15 protein-coding genes and 1 pseudogene are annotated in these 18,524 nt (G+C 54.4%); 7 read left to right on the forward strand and 9 right to left on the reverse strand.

What is annotated here, in order from left to right; all coding sequences use genetic code 11:
- Positions 1-22 precede the first annotated feature (22 nt).
- From rsmA to ACILP4_RS00960, 4 genes are all read right to left on the reverse strand, one after another.
- Positions 23-844: a 16S rRNA (adenine(1518)-N(6)/adenine(1519)-N(6))-dimethyltransferase RsmA gene (gene rsmA / locus ACILP4_RS00945; RefSeq protein ID WP_395618886.1), complete on the reverse strand. Its 822-nt coding sequence runs from the start codon at positions 842-844 to the stop codon at positions 23-25.
- Positions 844-1,860: a 4-hydroxythreonine-4-phosphate dehydrogenase PdxA gene (gene pdxA / locus ACILP4_RS00950; protein WP_395618887.1), complete on the reverse strand. Its 1,017-nt coding sequence runs from the start codon at positions 1,858-1,860 to the stop codon at positions 844-846. Before pdxA ends, rsmA begins: the two co-directional genes overlap by 1 nt.
- The gene (locus tag ACILP4_RS00955; RefSeq protein ID WP_395618888.1) at positions 1,860-3,200 is read right to left on the reverse strand and encodes a peptidylprolyl isomerase; all 1,341 of its coding nucleotides are present in this window, start codon (positions 3,198-3,200) and stop codon (positions 1,860-1,862) included. Before ACILP4_RS00955 ends, pdxA begins: the two co-directional genes overlap by 1 nt.
- A 106-nt stretch (positions 3,201-3,306) precedes the next feature.
- Entirely contained in the window at positions 3,307-5,508 is a 2,202-nt protein-coding gene (locus tag ACILP4_RS00960; protein WP_395618889.1) for an LPS-assembly protein LptD, read from the reverse strand.
- 207 nt (positions 5,509-5,715) lie between these two features.
- Between ACILP4_RS00960 and ACILP4_RS00965 the strand changes: the two genes are divergently transcribed.
- The 3 genes from ACILP4_RS00965 to ndk all read left to right on the forward strand — a co-directional run bounded on the left by ACILP4_RS00965 (position 5,716) and on the right by ndk (position 8,109).
- On the forward strand, positions 5,716-7,173 hold the full coding sequence (locus ACILP4_RS00965) for a leucyl aminopeptidase (protein ID WP_395618890.1): 1,458 nt from the start codon (positions 5,716-5,718) through the stop codon (positions 7,171-7,173).
- 12 nt (positions 7,174-7,185) lie between these two features.
- A complete protein-coding gene (locus ACILP4_RS00970) occupies positions 7,186-7,617 on the forward strand; it encodes a DNA polymerase III subunit chi (RefSeq protein ID WP_395618891.1) in 432 nt (143 codons plus the stop codon).
- Positions 7,618-7,686: 69 nt separating this feature from the next.
- Positions 7,687-8,109, forward strand: coding sequence for a nucleoside-diphosphate kinase (gene ndk / locus ACILP4_RS00975; protein WP_395618892.1), 423 nt, complete (start codon positions 7,687-7,689; stop codon positions 8,107-8,109).
- An 84-nt stretch (positions 8,110-8,193) separates the two neighbouring features.
- Here the strand turns inward: ndk and purN are convergent.
- Together purN and purM are read right to left on the reverse strand one after the other, a co-directional pair.
- Positions 8,194-8,956: pseudogene (purN, locus tag ACILP4_RS00980) on the reverse strand (phosphoribosylglycinamide formyltransferase).
- A gap of 135 nt (positions 8,957-9,091) precedes the next feature.
- Complete coding sequence (gene purM / locus ACILP4_RS00985) at positions 9,092-10,198, reverse strand: phosphoribosylformylglycinamidine cyclo-ligase (protein ID WP_395618893.1); 1,107 nt, start codon at positions 10,196-10,198, stop codon at positions 9,092-9,094.
- Positions 10,199-10,259: 61 nt separating this feature from the next.
- Here purM and ACILP4_RS00990 point away from each other — a divergent pair, with 61 nt between their 5' ends.
- Both ACILP4_RS00990 and ACILP4_RS00995 read left to right on the forward strand, forming a co-directional pair.
- Complete coding sequence (locus ACILP4_RS00990; RefSeq protein ID WP_395618894.1) at positions 10,260-11,315, forward strand: heavy-metal-associated domain-containing protein; 1,056 nt, start codon at positions 10,260-10,262, stop codon at positions 11,313-11,315.
- A 17-nt stretch (positions 11,316-11,332) separates the two neighbouring features.
- On the forward strand, positions 11,333-11,917 hold the full coding sequence (locus ACILP4_RS00995; RefSeq protein WP_395618895.1) for an ATPase: 585 nt from the start codon (positions 11,333-11,335) through the stop codon (positions 11,915-11,917).
- Position 11,918: 1 nt separating this feature from the next.
- Here ACILP4_RS00995 and rnd read toward each other — a convergent pair whose 3' ends face one another.
- Positions 11,919-13,115, reverse strand: coding sequence for a ribonuclease D (gene rnd, locus ACILP4_RS01000; RefSeq protein WP_395618896.1), 1,197 nt, complete (start codon positions 13,113-13,115; stop codon positions 11,919-11,921).
- Between the two features lie 94 nt (positions 13,116-13,209).
- Here rnd and aspS point away from each other — a divergent pair, with 94 nt between their 5' ends.
- Positions 13,210-14,994: an aspartate--tRNA ligase gene (aspS, locus tag ACILP4_RS01005; RefSeq protein WP_395618897.1), complete on the forward strand. Its 1,785-nt coding sequence runs from the start codon at positions 13,210-13,212 to the stop codon at positions 14,992-14,994.
- 95 nt (positions 14,995-15,089) lie between these two features.
- The gene (locus ACILP4_RS01010) at positions 15,090-15,875 is read left to right on the forward strand and encodes a polyphosphate kinase 2 family protein (protein ID WP_395618898.1); all 786 of its coding nucleotides are present in this window, start codon (positions 15,090-15,092) and stop codon (positions 15,873-15,875) included.
- On the opposite strand, the gene ACILP4_RS01015 is transcribed toward ACILP4_RS01010, so the two are convergent.
- Together ACILP4_RS01015 and ACILP4_RS01020 are read right to left on the reverse strand one after the other, a co-directional pair.
- Positions 15,857-16,345, reverse strand: a complete 489-nt coding sequence (locus ACILP4_RS01015) for a GreA/GreB family elongation factor (RefSeq protein WP_395618899.1) — start codon at positions 16,343-16,345, stop codon at positions 15,857-15,859. The two genes, ACILP4_RS01010 and ACILP4_RS01015, sit on opposite strands and share 19 nt — an antisense overlap.
- A 101-nt stretch (positions 16,346-16,446) precedes the next feature.
- The gene (locus ACILP4_RS01020; RefSeq protein WP_395618900.1) at positions 16,447-18,468 is read right to left on the reverse strand and encodes a lytic transglycosylase domain-containing protein; all 2,022 of its coding nucleotides are present in this window, start codon (positions 18,466-18,468) and stop codon (positions 16,447-16,449) included.
- Positions 18,469-18,524: the final 56 nt, after the last annotated feature.

Here is an 18,524-nt window from a genome sequence, read left to right on the forward strand (position 1 = left end):
GGACCACCCCTAGCAGAGGGGTTTATCCAACTTCCCGCGCGAGCGCGCACCATTCAGCGATGTTTACGGTTTCAGGACGGCGATCTTCGGCAATGCCGGTTTTATGGAGTGCCTCCAAAGCACCCGGAACGCTTTTGAGACTTTGACGGAGCATTTTGCGCCGCTGCCCGAAGGCTGCCCCCGTCAGATTTTCCAAAACGGACATTTTGACACCATGTGCCGCTTCCTTGGGCGTAAGATGCACTACGGCGGACATGACCTTTGGCGGCGGGGTAAAGGCGGAGCGATGGACTGGCATCGCAATCGAAGCGTTTGACCGCCACTGTGCCAATATGGCCAGGCGGCCATATGCACCAGTGCCGGGTGCGGATACAATACGATCGGCAACTTCGCGCTGGAACATGAGCGTCAGGCTTTTCCACGTTGGTGGCCATGCATTGCCACCAAGCCAACCAACAGCCAGGGCCGTGCCCACATTATACGGCAAATTGGAAACGATGTGAAATGGCACGCCTATTTCGGCAAAGGGATCGATTTTAAGTGCGTCACCTTCAATAACGCGCAATTGTCCTGGAAAAGCTTCCGCTAGCTCGGCGAGCGCGGGTAAGCATCGGTGGTCACGCTCAACGGCAACAACATGTGCGCCGGCGCGCAAAAGCGCCCGTGTGAGGCCACCGGGCCCCGGGCCTACCTCATACACATGTTCACCGGCCAAAGGGCCGGGGATGGCCGCGATACGATCAAGCAACTTCTCATCAAAAAGGAAGTTTTGGCCAAGCGCCTTGCTGGCGGATAGTCCATGGCGGGCAATGATGTCCCGAAGTGGGGGCAGCGAAACTGTCATCAACCACCATCGGCGGCGGCAAGTCGGTGCAATGCCGCTGACTCCGCCATTTTGATTGCTGCTATCATGGAATATGGCACTGCTTTGTTCTGGCCAGCTATACCGAAAGCGGTGCCATGGTCTGGTGATGTCCTGACGACAGGTAGCCCAAGGGTTATGTTGACTGCGTCATGGAAATATAGTGTTTTCAGTGGGATAAGTGCTTGGTCATGATAAGCGCATAAAGCAGCGTCATATTGCCCGCGCGCTTCGGCGTGAAACATAGTGTCGGCTGGCAAGGGGCCAATGATATTGAACCCTTCGCTTCTGACCTGCGCAATGGCTGGCTCAAATATTTCTAGCTCTTCGCGGCCCATATTGCCCGCTTCTCCGGCATGGGGATTGAAACCAGCGACAGCGAGCCTTGGATTTTCAATACCAAAATTGCGCTGCAAGCCCTTGGCTGTGGCGCGCAGACGTTGGCGGATCAGCCTAGCGTCCAGCGTTGCTGCTACATCGGCCAGCGGAATATGTGTCGTCATTGGGACCACGCGTAAGTCGGGGCCAGCGAGCATCATCACCGCATTATTCTTGGCTACGCCGCAACGTTCAGCAATAAATTCGGTCTGACCGGGGTGTGTAAACCCAACGGCATAAAGCTGCGATTTGGAAACGGGACCAGTGACCAACGCGGCGGCACTGCCCGCTCGGGCAAAACCAATCGCCATCTCCAGCGCCTGATACGCACAATGCGCGCCATCAAGATCGGGGCGGCCCGGAACAACCGATAGGCAGTTATGTAATTGAATGACCGGCAACGCGCTATCGAAATGCTTAAATGTATCCGCAGGATCTTCAATGCGGACAACTGGGCCATCCCAGTGTGGCGCGAAACTTCCAATGTCGCCAATGGCAAAGAAAGGCGCCAAGCCAGAGGCGTGGCGGGCTTCCCATGCTTTTCCGATAATCTCCGGCCCGATGCCAGCCGGGTCACCGACCGAAACGGCCAGCGGCAGTTCCAGTCGGCCCAATGGCATCAGTTATATTCGATAACAGCGTCGCGGCGCAAATCGCGCAGGTAGATGCGGGCGCGCTTGTTTACGCGTTCTTCTTCCAAGCGCGACATGATTTCGTCAAAACTCTCGGACGCGGCCTCTTGTGGTGCGTCACGACCGCATAGGACGAATACCCTAACGCCGTCTTCCAATGAGCCATAAGGCGGCGTCGACTGGCCAACCTGCAAATCAAGCATGACCTGCTGTAAGGGAGCGGGTAATTCGCGGATCTTGATACCGTCGCGGTTAACGACATCGGCACCTAGATTGCGGGCCATTTCGTCCGCGACGCCACAACCTGTAATCTTCTGGGTTTCTTCATTGAATCTCTTCACCAATGGCGTCACCTGCGCTTCAGATGTGCCCTTAGGGAAAGTGATAGCAATTTGTTTCAAGCTTAGCACCGAATCTCGCGGATCAGCCGTGGCAACCTGCCGTTTGTCGATCAATAAAAGGATGGAGATACCGCCGGGTGACGCCACCGCTTGAACCTCATTACTGTTCATGCCGGCGGCGGCTGTGGCTAACGACTGTGGCAATTGCGCGAGCGACAACCAGCCAAGATCCCCGCCGACAGACGCGGTGGATGCTTCAGAAAACTGACGGGCGTAAGCTACGAAGTTACCGCCTTGGCGCAATTGTTCGATTATTTTTCGTGCGTTTTCTTGCACTGCTGGCAATGACTCAGGCGTTGCTGCCAGATAAATCTCGCCCAAGCGATATTCCGTCGTGCCCTTGGTTGCTTTAATGCGTTCAATGATAGCGTTAACTTCGTCGTCGCTTACATTCGCAGATGGACGTACATTGCGGGAAAGCAGACGGCTCCACGAAAGTTCACCCTTAATTTGGCGCTTGAGTGTTGCGACCGACGCACCAATGGATATCAGATATTTTTCGACCTCATTTGCTGGGCGGTTAAAGTTTTGCTGTGCTACGCGATCGAAATATTGGTTTACTTCAGCCTCGGTAACTTCAATTTCATTGGCGGCCGCTTCTTGGATCTGCAGAGTTTCATCGATCAAATTGGTAAGAATTTGCGCGCGAAAACGGGCGAGTTCTTCCGGCGGTAACTTGTTTTCATTCGCCGCTACGATAAGCGCGAGGCGATGGTCAATGTCCGTGCCGGTGATGATTTCACCATTCACCTGCGCTGTTGCACGACGCACATTGGGGTCGTTTTTGCCAAACAACTGTTGTCCTTCGGGTATATCCAAATTGGACGCAGGTGCACCATTATCAGAGTCCGTTTGGGCAATTAGCGGTGTCAGAGCCGTAACGGAAACGAGCACGGCAGCGAGGGACAAGCGCTTATAAAAATTCATTTATATTGATCCAATACAGTATCATTTTTGGACGGATAAGTAGCCAATGCTTGCTGAACAGCAGATGAGTGGCCACAAACCCGTCTGAATATTAATAAATGACGCCTTACACACCCAGATTGCGAAACGCCAGACGGAACAGGAAGCTATTGCCGCGCTGAGAATCGCCGACAGGTTGATAGTCGCGCCGCCATGCTAGGCTTAATGATAAGCAATCGTCATCATAGGAAACGCCAAGCCTATGCCTAATTGGGTCGAAACCATCCGAGAGGATTGTAGGGTCCTCTTTGGGATCGGTAAGGTCAAGAATGGTCGATCCAAAAACCGACCAGTAGCGGGCCACACGGATACGCCCCGCGAGACGAATTTCTTCGCGATCCTTCAAATCTTCTAAGGTGGGGCCAATGTTGCGGTTCAACTTAAGATACCCCGCCTGCAGATAGGTTCCACGCGAGCCGATGGTGGCGTCGACCTCATTGCGACGGATGGCCAAATTGTCTTTATCGAGCCGGAAGCGATGTGTAAGCTTTACGATGTTTTTAAAACGAAATTCTGAACGACCTACTATGTCTGATGCTTCGTCGGATAGTCCCGTTCCGTCTGGGAAGATCGACGCGCGGTTAGACAGGCGGTAGCTTTGCCCCAAATTGACATCGGCCGTAAAATTGGACTTCCGTAAGGCCCAGTCGAAGCCATAAGTTATGCGGTAATCATCTTCAAACCGATCATAGCCTGGAAACCGGTTCAGCGCGAAGATATTGCTGTCCTCAAGATCGACAGCTCGCGAGTCTTCGTTTGGAATATTCAGATTGCTTATGGCTGGCGTTGCGACCACCTGAACGCGCGGTGTTAAAATCTGTGTACCGCCAAAGGCCCGTCCTACGAGCGGCCATTTGATATCTGCGGATGCTGCAAATATGCTGCGCTTTTGCCAGCCGGTTTCACCGCGGTAAATGGCTGTAAGCGTGCTTGCATTATCGTCACTATTGTAGACATCTCCGCGCGCCAGCATGGTAAACGTCATTTCTTGACCCAGACCATTAATGGTCCGCCGGTCCCATTTGACAGAAACAAATGCCCGTTGCGTGTCTTGGCCCTCCGTACGGGCAATGGCGAGGCTGTTAGCTTGAAGCTGAACAGTTCCTCCAACCAACGGAGCATTCATGCGCAAGCGGTAGTCTAATTCGGGCAGCGCGATAGGCGCGAGCCCTTGTGGGTCGCCTGTACGCAAAGTCTGCACAGCCCAGCCTGCTAATGAAAAATAGCTGTTGCCGCCGATGCGCTCGACCGAAAACGTCGAACGCAGCCGGTCGTCGCGGCTTATGTCGTAGCGCCGGAGGAATGTTCGGTCGGATGCATAGCGACCAGAAGTCGAAAATGACCAATTTGGGTCGAATTGAAAACGACTAGCGCCCTCCAGATATCCGCGAAACACATTTGACCCAACCGAGGTTGAAACGTCACTCGTGCTGATGCGGTCGCTATACGTGCCATATGCTGCAAGGTTGATCGCGCCATATTTTCCCAATGACCTAAAATTCACGCGTCCCAAAGGTGCTGCATCGGAAAATGCAGTGACGGATCCGGTTAAATCCTGACTTTGGGTAATGCGCCAATAATAAGATTGTTCGAGCTCAATGCCGTTGTTGCGGGAAAAGCCGATGCTAGGGACCAAAAAGCCGCTGCCAGCCTGTGTTCCCACAGGGTGCGATAAATATGGCAGCGGTACAACCGGTAATCCAAAAAGCTCGATACGCGCGCCCTCGTAATCAACCCGCTTCTTGGCTGGATCATAAACAACTTTAACGGCTTTCACTTCCCAGCTTGGGTTTTTCGGACATCCATCGGCAGTTTCGACCTTGCATGCGGTGTAAGCGGCATAGTTCAGCGTGTAGACACCATTCATGCGTGTGCCGTTATTGGCGGCCAAGCGACTTTCGTCGGCCAGCACCACAAGCATATTATTGATGACGCCGTCTTTCAGGGTATCGGTAAGCTCGACTGTGTCGGCATAAGCGACGTCGCCTTCTGGTCCGACCGTTCGGATATTGCCTTCGGCCACAACTTGGCCAGTTGAGCGGTTCCAAACAATTTTATCTGCGCGTACGGAATATCCGTCACGATTGGCAATGACGTTGCCTTTGGCCGTGACGACTTCGGTATTAGAGTCATATTCGACAACTTCAGCGGAAAACCCGATTTGGTCGCTTTCCTGCTGCGTTGTTTTGGCAGATGCTTCGCTTTGGGCCATTGCAATGGTAAGCAATGAACCGCATCCGAGCAATATCGGCATAAGCAAAAAACGCATAAGGGCGGGCCGGGGGGCGGGAATAATCATAAAAACCGATACGCCCTTTATCGCCGCTATTGCTTTGGGTCCACCCATGTTGCCATGCATGGCATTATTTGCGTTTAGACACTCGCATATTCACACCATCTTTTGCTTTAATCGGAACAGATAATAGGCCTATAGCATCGTCAAACATGACACCCAGCGGAAAGGCTGTTTACTTCCATGAAGATCAATTTCACTGATGCGCGCCCCCAAGATGCCGACGTGCTCGTTTTTATCGTTACAAAAAGCAGCTTTGCTGAAGTCGAATTTCCTTTGCAAAACACGAACATTATTCACGCGACCGCAAAGCTATCGCGGTTCGAGGGTGCTGCCGGGCAGAATTTCCTTTTGATCAACGAACAAGGCGGCAAGATGGTGCATATCATGCTGCTTGGTGTGGCGGAAGGTGAGGCGGCTGATTACCAAAAAGCTGGCGGAGACATTATCGCTAAGGTGCAGACCTCGGGCGCAAAACATATCGCTGTTCATGGAGCTAATTTGACGGCGCAGCATGCGGCAGAGGTTGCTTATGGCGCTACGTTGCGCAACTGGCGGATGGACAAATATCGCACCAAATTACCCGAAACGTCAAAGCCTACCGTGGAGTCGCTCACTGTCGTTGCTGCGCCGGCAGAGGCCAGCGCGCATTGGACAAGTTACCGTGCGGTAGCGGATGGCGTTGCCCTAACGAAGGAATTGGTCACTGAACCCGCGAACATCATTTATCCCGAAAGTTTTGTTGCGCGTTGCCAGCATTTGAAAGAACTGGGCGTCGAGATCAGCGTGCTGGATGATAAGGATATGGCGGCGCTTGGCATGGGCGCGTTGTTGGGCGTGGCGCAAGGATCACGCCGTCCCGCTCGGCTGTTGGTAATGAAGTGGGACGGCACTGGCGGCACCCAAGAAAGGCCAGTCGCCTTGGTCGGTAAAGGTGTTACGTTCGACACTGGCGGCATTTCCATAAAGCCAGCGGCAGGTATGGAAGATATGAAATGGGATATGGGCGGCGCTGGCGCGGTGGCTGGTGCCATGAAGGCATTGGCGGGACGCAAGGCTAAGGCCTATGTCGTCGGCGTATGCGGCCTTGTGGAGAACATGCCAGACGGTAATGCGCAACGTCCCGGTGATATCGTGACGTCCATGTCGGGGCAAACAATCGAAGTACTGAACACCGACGCAGAGGGCCGACTTGTTCTTTGCGACGCGCTGCATTGGGTGCAGGAAAAGCATAACCCAGAATATATTGTCGATTTGGCGACGCTAACGGGCGCGATCATTGTCTCGCTTGGTAGTGAATATGCAGGGCTATTCTCGAATAGTGATGAACTTGCCGATAAGCTAACGGCGGCGGGCAAGGCATCAGGCGACCCATTGTGGCGCTTCCCCTTGTCAAAGGCTTATGACAAGATGATCGATAGCCCGATTGCCGATATGAAGAATATTGGCGGGAAAGGCGCAGGTTCCATTACCGCAGCGCAATTCTTGGGCCGCTTTATCAAAGACGGTGTGAAATGGGCGCATCTTGATATTGCCGGCACTGTGTGGGCCGACAAGGCAGGGGCCGTATGGGACAAGGGTGCAACGGGATTTGGCGTGCGTTTACTTGATCGTTTCGTCGCAGACAATTTCGAAGGCTGATGTAACAGCATCATGCAGGTCGATTTTTATCAACTTACCCGCGATCCTGCTGAAAAAATAATTCCCGTCATTGCCCAGCGTATATTGGACGATGACGGGCGGTTGTTGATTATCAGTGACGACAGCGCACAATTGGATGCCATATCTTCCGCGCTTTGGACGGCAGTGACGGACAGTTTTTTGGCGCATAATATGGCTGGGGAAGGAGAGGATGCACTTCAACCCATATTGCTGTCCAATAATGCCGAAGCCGCCAATAAAGCGCGCTTTGTGGTCATCGCCGATGGCAACTGGCGTCCCATTGAAAAGGATTTCGACCGCATTTTTTATCTTTTTGCGCCCAGCCACACGGACAATGCGCGCGCGGCGTGGCGAAGTTTAAGCGAGGGCGTGGAAAGGCGTTACTGGAAACAGGACGGTGGCAAATGGGTGCAAGGCCCATAAAGCTTGCCAAAATGGCCCAGCGTCGTTAGAGGCGCGGCAAATTAACCCCCTATATATTTGGAGTATCTCATGGCGGCTACGCGCACATTCTCGATCATTAAGCCTGACGCAACACGTCGCAACCTGACGGGCGCAGTAACCAAGATGCTTGAAGAAGCTGGCCTTCGCGTTGTTGCATCAAAGCGCATCCACATGTCGCGTGAACAGGCCGAAGGCTTTTACGCCGTACACAAAGAGCGTCCATTTTTTGGTGAACTCGTTGAATTCATGATCAGCGGACCCGTCGTCGTTCAAGTGCTGGAAGGCGAAAATGCTATGCAGCGCAACCGCGACATCATGGGTGCGACGAACCCTGAAAATGCTGAGCCAGGCACCATCCGTAAGGAATTGGCCGAAAGCATCGAAGCCAACACTGTGCATGGTTCGGACAGCGATGAAAATGCTGCCATCGAAATCGCTTATTTCTTCAAACCTGAAGAGATTGTTGGGTAAGCCAATCTAAATATTTGATGTTCCGACTCTCCTGACTTGATCAGGAAAGTCGGGCGTCGGTCGAGTGGCTTTGAGGTTCCTTTCCTAGGAAAGCAACTCAGCTGCGCGCCAGCTTTTGACATACCAGTCGTTAATATGGTCCCAATCGGTGCCACCAAGAGTCGACCTGATGCCGACCCATTTATCACCGAAATAGGCAGGCCAAGGAATAATATTGCGTCAGCTTCGGCTTGGGTGAGAGCGAGTTTGTGAGCCTGTATAATTAGATAACCGGCTTGGTATCACGCGCGACAAAATCGGCCAGCGTCCTGGGGTATAATTGATACTCCGCCATTTTAACGCGGTCGGCGAGCGTGTCCGCCGTATCATCGGGCAAAATCGCAACTTCAAATTGACCAAGCACTGGGCCGTCATCCAGTTCCGCCGTGACCAAATGCACGCTGGTTCCAGCGACTGTATCTTTGGCATCAATAGCGCGTTGATGGGTGTGCAGGCCTTTATACTTCGGCAGCAAAGACGGGTGGATATTGAGCATGCGTCCATCCCATTTTTCCACAAATTCCGTGGACAATATCCGCATATACCCGGCCAAGGCGACAAAAGTGGCGTCTGCCTCGACGATTGCGCCATGCATGATCGCGTCATGCGCGGCACGGTCAAGGCCGATATGCGACGCTGTGAATGTCGGGATGCCCTCAGCCACCGCGATTTTGAGGCCGTCGGCGTCGGGATTGTTGCTGGCCACCAAAACAATTTCATAGGGACAGCTTGGCAGTTTAGAGGCGAACAATAAGGCTGCCATATTGGTGCCCGCGCCTGAAATGAGGACTGCGACTTTGGCTTTCATGCCATTACCAAAATATTGTCATGCTGAACTTGTTTCACCTCTGGTGACTGACGTTCCAGCATCCATCGTGCCAGATTAACCGGAGCCATTTTTACAGATACACCCTGAAACGAGTTCAGGGTGATGGTGCGGTTTTTAGCCCACATAAGTCGCAGTCCAATCGGATTGCGCGCTCCACGTTTCGACAGAGCCCGTCACGGTGCAGCCTTTGTCTCCATCGGCAATATGGCCGATATTAAACACAGTCTCGCCAGCGGCCTCAAGCAAAGCGGTTACATCCGCAACATCGGACTGCGCAACCACGACAGCCATGCCGACACCACAGTTAAATGTGCGCGCCATTTCTTCAGGCTCAATATTACCCTGCGCTTGCAAAAAAGCCATCAGGCGCGGCTGCGTCCAAGCGTCTGCGTTGACATGGGCATGCAGCCCCGCCGGCAAAATACGCGGAATATTTTCGAGCAAACCGCCGCCAGTGATATGCGCCATCGCATGGATCTTACCTGTGCGCACAAGTGGTAGCAAGGACTTCACATAGATCCGTGTTGGCGCCATCAGCGCGTCAATTAGAATGACATTCTGGTCAAATAGAGCAGGGCGATCAAGCTTCCAGCCTTTATCTGCCGCAAGTCTGCGTACTAAGGAAAAGCCGTTGGAATGCACGCCCGAAGATGCGAGGCCCAAGATGACATCGCCCGCGACAACCTTATCGGCGGTCAGGACTTGGTCGCGCTCAACGGCGCCGACGCAAAAGCCAGCCAAGTCATAATCACCATCAGAATACATGCCGGGCATTTCCGCCGTCTCGCCGCCGATCAGCGCGCAGCCCGCCAGTTTGCAGCCCTCTGCGATACTGGCCACAACGGAAGTCGCGATAGCATTATCGAGCTTGTCGGTTGCATAATAATCAAGGAAAAACAAAGGCTCTGCGCCTTGTACGATCAGGTCGTTTGCGCACATCGCGACCAAATCAATACCGACGCCTTCATGTCGTCCGGATTCTATCGCTAGTTTCAGCTTGGTTCCTACGCCGTCATTTGCAGCAACCAGCAAAGGGTCGTTAAATCCTGCTGCTTTCAAATCGAAGAACCCGCCAAATCCGCCAAGGTCCGCGTCTGCACCTGCACGACGCGTTGCTTTGGCCAGTGGCGCAATGGCGCGCACCAATGCATTACCGGTTTCGATGGAAACACCCGCCTTGGCGTAGGTGTAGGATTCTGAGCTTTGATCTTTTGCGTCCATTTGTTGCCGTTAGCGAGAACAAGCTTGGAATTCCACGCCTATGTCGCCTAAAGGTGCCGAGATGACAAATTTGCGTAAGAATTGGTTCCGCATCGCTGCAATTGGCTTGCCTTTGGCGCTAGTCGGCGGCGGCATCGTTGTGGCGCAGATTGAAGGGCCAAAGCGCGGTATTGCGCCGATCGCGAGCGCCGGCGACTTTGAAGTTACAGGCGTTTCGGTCAACGTGGTTGGCGATAACGCCTTTGACGCAAGGCAAAAGGGGTGGGAACAGGCGCAGCGCGTTGCATGGGCGGCGTTGTGGCGCAAAACCCATAATGAAGTAGGAGCTAGTCTGTCCGATTCGACATTGGACGGCATTACGGCCGCCATTGTCGTGGAACAGGAACAAATTGGCCCCCGCCGTTATGTTGCAAAGCTCGGCGTCCTGTTTGACCGCGTGCGTGCCGGTCAGTTGTTGGGCGTCAGCGGCGTTACAAGGCGTTCTGCACCCTTGATGCTTTTGCCCGTCACTTATTCGGCAGGCGCCCCTACGGTATTTGAACAGCGCACATCATGGCAACGGAGCTGGGCCAAATTTCGCACCGCAGACAGCACCATCGATTATGTCCGGCCCAGTGGGGCAGGCGGCGAGTCGTTGTTGTTGAATGCGGGCCAACCGGAACGCCGTAGCCGCATTTGGTGGCGCACGATCCTTGACCAATTTGGTGCGGCGGATGTTATCATTCCCATCGCGCGGATTGAACGGCAATGGCCCGGTGGTCCAGTTATAGGGCGTTTCTCGGCGCGTTATGGTCCGGATAACAGATTTTTGGGTGCATTCACCCTGCGTACGACGAGTGAAGCTGGCATTCCTGCGATGATGGATCAAGCCGTTTTGCGGATGGATCAATTGTTCCAATCGGCCTTGAACTCAGGCCGCCTGCGGGCGGATGCATCGCTGGTCCTTGAACCCGAAGTGGTCGAGGGCGAGGATTTGGAGAGCGAAATCGAAGACGCTGCGACAGGGGATCAAACCGGTGCACCTTTGCAAGGTCCCGCGGGGCCGTCGCTTGATGACGTGGTCAGATCCATTGTGCCAGAGGGACAGGCCCCTTCCGCACCGCAACCCCGGCCATAAGCGCATTTAGACTGTCGATGCGCCAAATTGCCTTGCCCTTGGACGAACTACGCAGCGGCGCGTCATCCAGTCTCATCATCACGGATTCGAACGCAGCGGCCTTTGCTGGGCTGTCCAGCGCGGCGGGCTGGGCGAAGCGTTGCGCCATCCTCACGGGGCCAGCACGCTCTGGAAAAACACTCATGGCGCGCTATTTTTCTGGACAGAATGGTACGGTCATCGATGAAGCCGAGGCATGTTCTGACGAGACACTTTTCAACGCGTGGAACCGTTCGCAAGAGAGTGGCGTACCGTTATTGTTGATATCGCGTTGGCAACCTGCGGAATGGAATATTGCACTGCCCGATTTGCAGTCGCGATTAGGCGCGGCCATGTTGCTCGACATCGCGCCGCCCGATGACGAGATGATTGAGCAATTGCTGCAAAAACATCTCGCTGACCGGGGTGCAGCGATTAGCATTGATGCCTTAAGCTATGTGAAGCGACGTATCGAACGTAGCTATGTTGCCATTGAAAAATTTGCCCGATCCGCAAACGCCATGGCGCTCTCGGAAAATGCACCTGTAAACTTGCATTTGGTAAAAAAAGTTCTCGAAGGCTGACCTAAGCCGGGGTTTCCCGCGCCATGTCTTCTTCGTTTGTCAGCGTCATCTTGAGCTTGCCATTGACGACGGCAAAGGCCAACCGCCCTTCAACAAGGTCCAGAGCGTCGCGCCCGAATTGGTCAAAACGCCAACCGGTTAAAACTTCAAGATCTTCGCGCTCGCCAGCAGCCAAGCGCTCAAGCTCCTCTGTCCGCACAATCAAGCGCGGGGCCACGTTGATTTCGCGTGACCGTATTTTGAGCAATAGCTTCAGCAGGTCCGCAACCAGCCCAACATCCTTGCCACCGCTGGGTGACGAGCGGGCGCGATCGGGTAAATCGTCACGCGCCATTGGCTGGCTTGCCTCAATCACCGCGATCAGGCGCGCACCAATGTCATTGTCACGCCATGCGGGCGAAAGGCCACGCACTTTGGGCAGGTCGGCCTGACTTTTGGGTGGATGTGCCGCGATATCGGCCAGCGTTTCATCCTTCATGATGCGTCCACGCGGGATATTCTTGCGCTGTGCTTCTTTCTCACGCCAAGCGGCCATGGCTTGAAGGCGGCCAAGTACTTCGGGTTTGCGCGACTGCACTTTAATCCGCGCCCATGCGTTTTCGGGGTCATTGCGATAATTGGCAGCGTCGGAAATGCGCTCCATCTCGTCGTTCAACCACGCACCGCGACCAGTTACCTTAAGCTTTTCCAGCATCATCGGAAAGATGACCGACAAATGCGTCACATCAGCAATGGCATAATCAATTTGGCGTTTATCCAGCGGGCGGCGTGACCAATCGGTAAAGCGGGCACCCTTGTCCAACTGGATACCCATCCAAAGGTCGACTAGGTTGGAATAACCCACTTGCTCACCCTGACCCAGCGCCATGGCGGCAATTTGCGTGTCGAACATAGGATGCGGGGTTTTGCCGGTCAGGTTAAAGAATATCTCGATATCCTGCCCACCAGCGTGGAATACCTTCAACACATCCTCATTTTCGCACAGCAGCTCAAGCATGGGTGTCAGGTCAAGACCCTCCGCCTTCGGGTCAATTGCGGCGGCCTCATGGGCGTCTGCCAGCTGAACCAAACATAAGTCGGGATAATAAGTGTTTTCCCGCATAAATTCGGTGTCGACCGCAACAAAAGGCGATTGTGCAAGGCGTGCGCACAATTCGGCGAGGCGTTTGCTGTCGGTGATAAGTGGATGAATCTGCATTGGGTATCGCCGTAGCACCCATTCACGACTTGACAAAGTGCCGCTGCACTGTTGACAGGCCCGCTTTCCACAGCTTTTTTGAATTGAGTAAACAATGCACGCTTATCGTACGCACAAATGCGCTGAACTCCGCGATACCCATGTAGGCGAAACCGTCCGCCTGTCGGGTTGGGTCCACCGTAAGCGCGACCATGGCGGCGTGCTGTTTGTCGACCTGCGGGACCATTATGGAATGACCCAGATCGTGGCCGATACCGACAGCCCTGCTTTGCCGATCTTGGAAGCTTTACGCCTTGAAAGCGTTATCACCATTGATGGTGAGGTGAAGGCCCGCAGCACCAGCACAGTGAACGCAAACCTGCCAACTGGCCAGATTGAGGTCTTTGCCCGCAGCGTAACCGTTTTGAGCAAGTCGGAAGAACTGCCTTTGCCTGTCGCGGGTGAGCAAGAATATCCTGAAGAAACACGTCTGAAATACCGCTTCCTAGATTTGCGCCGCGAAACGTTGCACGCCAATATCGTCAAGCGCACGCAGATCATTCGCGAAACGCGCCGCCGTATGGAAGATATCGGCTTTACCGAATATTCGACGCCCATCCTGACGGCATCGAGCCCCGAAGGTGCACGTGACTTCCTTGTCCCAAGCCGCATCCACGCCGGCAAATTTTTCGCACTGCCGCAAGCACCGCAGCAGTATAAGCAGTTGTTGATGGTCGCTGGTTTCGACCGCTATTTCCAGATTGCACCATGCTTCCGCGATGAAGATCCGCGCGCCGACCGTTTGCCGGGCGAATTTTACCAGCTTGATCTGGAAATGAGCTTTGTCACGCAGGAAGAAATCTGGGACACGATGGAGCCAGTGATGGCGGGCGTGTTTGAGTCATTTGCCGACGGCAAAAAAGTGACTCCAGCAGGACAGTTCCCGCGCATCCCGCATTCAAAGGCGATGCTGGATTACGGCACCGACAAGCCGGATTTACGCAATCCGTTGATCATCAACGACGTTACCGAATTTTTCAAGACATCGGGCTTTGGCTTGTTTGAACGTATTGTCGAGGGTGGCGGCGTTGTCCGCGCGATCCCGGCGCCAAAGACTGCCGACAAGAGCCGTAAATTCTTCGATGACATGAACGAATGGGCGCGCAGCGAAGGCCATGCTGGCCTTGGTTATGTCACCCGCAAGGGCGGCGAGTTTGGCGGCCCGATCGCCAAAAATCATGGCGAGGAGGGCATGCGCGCGCTGTATGATGCCATTGGACTTGGGCCGGACGATGGTTGCTTCTTTGCCGCGGGCAAGGAAGAGCAAGCGGCAAAGCTGGCTGGCGCGGCACGCACGCGGACGGGTGAGCAGCTTGACCTGATTGAAAAAGACGCGTTCCGTTTTTGCTGGATCATCGATTTCCCGTTCTACGAATGGAGCGAGGAAGACAAAAAGATCGACTTTGCGCACAACCCCTTCTCAATGCCCCAGGGAGGGCTACAGGCGCTCGAAACGCAAGATCCGCTCACCATCAAGGCGTATCAATATGACATGGTCTGTAACGGCTATGAGCTTGCCTCAGGCTCGATCCGGAATCAGCACCCCGATTTGATGGTCAAGGCGTTCGAACTCACTGGACTGACACAGGCGGACGTTGAAGAGCGCTTTGGCGGCATGTACCGCGCGTTCCAATTTGGCGCGCCACCGCATGGCGGCATGGCTGCAGGGGTGGACCGGATGGTCATGCTGTTGTGCGGCGTGCAAAATTTGCGCGAAATTACGCTGTTCCCGATGAACCAGCGGGCGGAAGACCTTTTGATGGGTGCGCCGTCGCCAGCCATGGCCAAGCAACTGCGCGAATTGAACATTCGCGTCGTGGAACAGCCGCCCAAGGCCTAATTTCTGGGACATGATGTAGAGTAGGATCTGTCCCTTTTGCGGACAGATCTGTGCTTTCGCTTGTTTGTCAGTGCAATAGATGCTGGAAAGCGGGCATGTCCATTGACCTTTCCCAGTTTGAAGTCGGCAAATTATATAGCGGGGCATATGAAAAGGACCTGAAAAGCCTTCAGGATCGCTTGTCAGATCTACAGGCCCTGCACATTCTGCATGAAGCGCGGACATTAATCATTTTCGAAGGCTGGGATGCCGCGGGCAAGGGTGGCGCCATTAAGCGGATGACCTCTTCACTTGACCCGCGTTTTTATCAGGTCTTCCCGATTTCTGCGCCGACCTCAGAGGAAAAAGACAAGCATTTCCTGTGGCGCTTCTGGAATAAATTGCCGGGGAAGCGGGAAATCAGCATTTGGGACAGAAGTCATTACGGTCGCGTGCTTGTCGAGCGTGTCGAGGGATTTTGCACCGAAGCCGAATGGCGGCGCGGCTATGACGAAATCAACGAATTTGAATCGCGACAAAGCGAGATTGGCACGAAGATCATCAAGATATTCCTGCATGTGACCGCCGAGACGCAGGACAGGGTATTGGTTGAAAGGCTTGATGATCCTGCAAAACGCTGGAAAGTCACGGCAGAAGATTTTCGCAATCGCGAAAAGCGGGACGATTATCTTGAAGCGTTAAACGATATGTTCGTGCGTACGCACACGCTTTGGGCACACTGGACCGTTATCGACGGCAATAATCAAAAGGCGGCACGGATAGCGGTTCTTTCGCATGTGATTGCAGAATTAGAGAAAAGCGTGCCGCAGGAATTTCCGGATAGCGATCCAGAGATTGTCGCTTTGGCGCAGCGGACCATCGGCTATTCCCCCAAGGGATAGTCTATAGCTAATATTTCCCATTCCTTTGGCCCTGTGGGCAAATGCACGGTTTTGACATCCCCCACGCGCGCGCCGCGTAAGGCACGGGAAAGCGGTGCATTCCAGCCTATCCGCCCGTTGCTGGCATCGGCCTCGTCATCACCGACGATTGTGATCGTTCGGTGTATGTCATCAACATCGGCAATCGTTACGCAAGCGCCAAAGAAAATGCGGCTTCGGTCCTCTTGCTTTGACGGGTCGAGTATTTGGGCCGCCTTCATCTTTTTCGACAGCTGACCCAGTTCCCGGTCAATCGCGCGGAGTTTCTGGCGTCCGTAAATATAATCGCCATTTTCACTTCGGTCGCCATTGCCTGCGGCCCAATGGACGATTTCGACGACTACTGGGCGTTCGATAGCAAATAATTGTTCATAGCGCGCGCGTAAGGCCGCGAATCCGGCTGGGGTGATCGGGTTGGTACGCTCGGCCATGCATTTGCCTTAGCCGTTCGGGTTGTGGAGAGTCGAGAGTCACCAGCGACGCCGCACCGCCGCGCGTTGTTGCAATAACGGTCGGTACGTACGGGCGTCTGTTAACCCGGCGTTGATTTGCCCAAATAGGCGCTCAGTGGCGTAGATGACCGCACCCGAGCCTTTTCGGGGTGGAGATGATCATACATCACCGCATTTTCCAAAACGCGATAGACATAATCGCGGGTTTCGCTGAGCGGGATTTTCTCGATCCAATCCATGATATCGATGCTGCCTGTGCGCGGGTCGCCATAGGCGCGGAGCCATTTGTTCACATTACCCGGACCGCCATTATAAGCGGCGATGGCCAAGGGATAGCTTCCGTCATAATAATCGAGCATGCGCTCAATATAAGTGGCCCCTAAGGCGATGTTGTAATCGGTATCAACGGTCAGCGCATCGGGACGGTAGGCCATTGAGATTTTACCTGATGTCTCCCGCGCGGTTCCGGGCATCAATTGCATCAGGCCGCGGGCCCCGGCGTGGCTTACGGCGGCGCGGTCAAACTGACTTTCTTGACGCATGATTGCATGGGCTAGCGTCCAAGTCTGGCTATGCGCAGCTGGAACATTGACGGTGGGGTAACTGTTACCCAGCAAATCGGGGATGCCATCGCTGCGCGCGGCGCGACCTGCCATTACGGCGAGATCTGGGCGACCAAGCTTTTGCGAAAGACCAACCGCAGCCGTATATTGATCATGGTCGTCCGCGTGACGGGCAATGGCTCTGAAAAAGTTGCTCTGGTCACGCCAGCTGCCATATTTTGCGGCGAGCGCGGCGGCCAAATGCACAGGGGGAACATTGCCGTCCTTAAGCACAGGCGGGGTAACGGCTACGCGCGGTACTTGCGGTAATGGGCGACGCAGCTGCTCCAAGGCCAATTGGCCAAAAAAGCTTTCAAAATATGCCGCTGCTTGTTCATAAAAACGCGTGGCGTTCATCGGGTCTCCGGCCTTCGCTGCGGCCTTGCCAGCCCAATAAAATCCCTTTGATCGGGTTTGCGCTGATTTGGCAGCCTTAGCATAACGCTCAAACATGCTCACGGCGTCACGAGGGCGGCCCAAGCGGTCCATGGCCACCGATCCGGCCAACCAAGTAAGGCTAGTATAGCGATCACGCGTAGCGAGATCCTGGTCGGCCATGGCAACGCCAGCGGGGATTGCGTCGTCCACACGGGAGGCGATGCGATATGCGACGTCATATTGGCCATCATTTTCAGACGCGCGTGCATGCGTCAGCAGCAATTGGTACCAATCCTTAAGAACAGGAGCGGGTGCCACCAGATTTCCTCGGCTTGCAAGAAATTGGCGCACAGCCAAGGTGTCCCCAGCCGCGCGCATCGCATCCGCCCGCGCCGCCAGAAGACTGGCTTCGCTGTTCGCTAAAGCGCCGGCCTCTTGCACTTTTAAGTCAGCATCGGGTGCCTTCATCCGTGTTGCAAGCGCCGCCACAAATGCAGGGCGACGCTGCAGCGAGGTAAACGCGATCCAGCGTTCAGCGCCGCGCGTCGATCCTGACCATAGCAGCCGGTCCACCCGGGCATCATGGTCGGCGGATGTCAGCGTGCCGCGAGCAATGCGGAAAACCCGCGCTTCATCTGCATCGCTCAAGGCGCCACCGCGCCATGCCTCGCGCGCCTGGGCGGCAGCGCGCGCCTTGTCACCAACGGTATCCAGCGCCAACGCAAATTTTGCGCGACCTTCATTGGTAACTGGCGGCAAACGGTCAAAAAAAGCGACAACTTGATTAGGAGAGTAAGACAGCGGATTTATGGTCTGCTCCGCCTTTTTGCGCATGTCATCGGCATTTGGCCAATCGGGGTAAAGCATCAAAAAGGAAGCATAGTCGTTAAAATTATAGTTGCCCGGGGCGCTTAACATTTTCCAACGCTGCAGCGCGGCAGGGATTTTGCCCTCACTTGGGTCGTAAATGACGGGTGGTGAAAGAGGTTGTCCGGATGGTGCGGACATTTGTCCGGTGCCGCTCTGCCATATAATCCCGTCAGATTGTTGTGCCGATGCAGACACGGTTAAGGGAATAATGATTACGGATGCCGAAATGAGATGCTTTACCATGCTGGACATATTATGGACCCCAACCTTATCAATCGCTGAACAAACGACTATGTTAGCCTTAGCGT

It is taken from the genome of Sphingorhabdus sp. (assembly GCF_044239045.1).
GTDB lineage: Bacteria > Pseudomonadota > Alphaproteobacteria > Sphingomonadales > Sphingomonadaceae > Sphingorhabdus_B.